Raw genomic sequence first — 2463 nt, 5'->3', positions numbered from 1 at the left:
CGACCCGCATCACCCGCTGCATGGGGAGCGGCTGCGACTGTTGTCGCTGACCTGCGCACGCGGGGCAGGCTTCATCGCCGTTTCCCTGGAGGATGGTCGGCGGCGTCTGTTGCCCCGTGCCGCCACGGACCTCGACCAGCTCGCGGCGGTGGAGCCGGAGGTGGCGCGTATTTCGGTCCGCAAGCTGCTGCCCCTGGCCCAGCTCGTGCGGCGCATGCTGGCGGGTTCCCAGGAGGAGACATCCCGTGCCAAACCGCCCGCATCCTGCTCGCCCAGGCCTTGCGACCCCGAAGGTGCTGCCCCGGGCCCACCCGCGACCGTGGCCGGCGTTGACCGGCGAGGCCCGAACCAGGTTGGCGCAGCAGGTCGCCCGCCTGATCCCTCGGCTGCGTCCGGCACGGGAGGCACCCTGTGTTGAGCGCGCAGAATGAGGCGGCCGAGCGGGTCACCACGGCGCACCGGGCCAAGCTGGCCTACATCTACGTTCGCCAATCCACGGCCGGTCAGGTGCGCCAGCACCAAGAGAGCACGGAACTGCAATACCGCCTGGTCGACCGGGCTGCTGGCCTGGGCTGGCCCCGCGAGCGGATCGAGGTGGTCGACGACGATCTCGGCAAGTCGGGCACCTCCAGCACCGGACGCCTGGGGTTCCAGCGGCTGATCGCGGAGATCGGCCTCGGCAAGGCCGGCCTGGTGCTCAGCCTGGATGCCTCGCGGTTGGCCCGCAACAACCGCGACTGGCACCAGTTGCTGGAGCTTTGCTCCCTGTTCGGGGTGCTGATCGGCGACGGCGAGCGCCTGTACGATCCTGGCGTCTACCACGACCGCCTGCTGCTCGGGTTGTCGGGCATTATGAGCGAGGCGGAGCTGCACCAGATCCGCATCCGCCTGCACCAGGGCGAGCGGCAGAAGGCCCTGCGGGGTGAGCTGCGCCTGCCACTGCCGGCCGGCCTTGCCTACGGACGCGGGGGCGAGATCATCCTCAACCCGGACGAGGAGGTGCAGGCACGGCTGCAGCTGGTGTTCGCCCGGTTCCGCGAGCTGCAAAGCGCCAACGCCGTGGCGCGCGACCTGCGGCAGCACGGCCTGATGCTGCCGACCCGGCCCTTGCGCGGCCCGGCACCGCACGAGGTGGCCTGGGTGGCGCCCGACAACTTCCGCGTGCTGCAGATCCTGCAACGCCCATCCTATGCCGGTGCCTACGCCTGGGGGCAGCGGCGGCAGGATCCGACACGCCGTCGCACCGGCACGGCGCGTGCTGCTACGGTCAGGGTCGCGGTCGAGCAGTGGCCGGTCTGCCTGCGCGATGCTCACCCGGGCTACATTGGCTGGGAGGAGTTCATGGCCAACCAGAAGCGGTTGTCCGACAACGCCGCCCGACGTGCCCCGGCGCAGCCCGGAGTGCCGCGCCGGGGCGCGGCACTGCTGCAGGGCATTGCCTCCTGCGGCCGGTGCGGGCGGCGCATGTCGCTGCACTACTCCGGACCGCACGGCGACTACCCCGTCTATCTCTGTCGCGCGGACCAGGCACGCGACGGCCAGCCGCGCTGCCAGGAGGTGCGGGCGCTGCAGGTGGATGCTGAAGTTGAGCGCGTGCTGCTGGTATCCCTGGCACCGGACCGCATTGCACTGGCGGCAGCTGCAGTCGGTCAAATCGAGGCGGAGGCACGGATGCTGGAGCGGCAATGGTCGCTCAAGCGCGAGCGTGCCCGCTACGAGGCCGAGCGGGCACGGCGGCAGTACGACGCGGTGGAACCGGAAAACCGCTTGGTGGCGCGCTCCCTGGAGCGGGACTGGGAGGAGAAGCTGCGGCAGGCCGAGGCGGTGGAGCAGGATTATGAGCGTTGGCGAGGCGAGCAGCCGGGGCCGGTCAGCCCGGCGGAGAACGATGAGGTACTGGCCCTGGCGCAGGATCTGCCGCGCGTTTGGCAGGCTGCGATGCCAGCGGAGCGCAAGCAGATGCTGCGTCTCGTCCTGCGCGAGGTCATGCTCGACCAGAGGCGGGCGCGTGGCCAGATCTGGATGCGGATCATCTGGCAAACCGGGGCAAGCAGCGAGCACCTGCTGCAGCGCCGTGTGCGGGCCTATGCGGAATGCGTGAGTGCGGAGCATCTGGAGCGACGCGTGCGGGAACTGAACGCCGAGGGTAGGATGGATCGCGAAATCGCCGACCTGCTCAATGCCGAGCGGATCATGTCGGCACGTGGCGTGCCGTTCAGGGGCGAGACCGTTCACCTGCTGCGCAAGCAATGGAACATCCGGGCAGCCAAGATCAACGGGGTGGCCGCGAACCCGCCTCGATGGCCGGACGGCAGCTACTCCGTTCAGGGGGCGGCCGTAGCATTGGGCATCACGGCGCAGACCGTGTTCAAATGGCTCCGCAAAGGACGCCTGGTCGGGCACCAGGCGGTCAAAGGACAGCCGTGGCAGATCCAGCTTGCCGACGAGGGGGTCGCCGCGCTG

General features: G+C 70.0%; 2 protein-coding genes. Both read left to right on the top strand.

Going from position 1 to position 2463, the window contains the following annotated elements:
* Positions 1-418: hypothetical protein (locus tag ACFFIC_RS30030; RefSeq protein WP_377057287.1), on the top strand; the 418-nt coding region annotated here is incomplete at its 5' end.
* Positions 415-2463 (top strand): recombinase family protein (locus ACFFIC_RS30025; RefSeq protein WP_377057286.1); only part of this gene is annotated, 2049 nt, incomplete at its 3' end. The genes ACFFIC_RS30030 and ACFFIC_RS30025, both read left to right, overlap by 4 nt.

The sequence above is a fragment of the Muricoccus vinaceus genome (assembly GCF_042433125.1).
Classification (GTDB): Bacteria; Pseudomonadota; Alphaproteobacteria; order Acetobacterales; family Acetobacteraceae; genus Roseomonas; species Roseomonas vinacea.
This window is presented reverse-complemented; position numbering and strand designations above follow the sequence as displayed.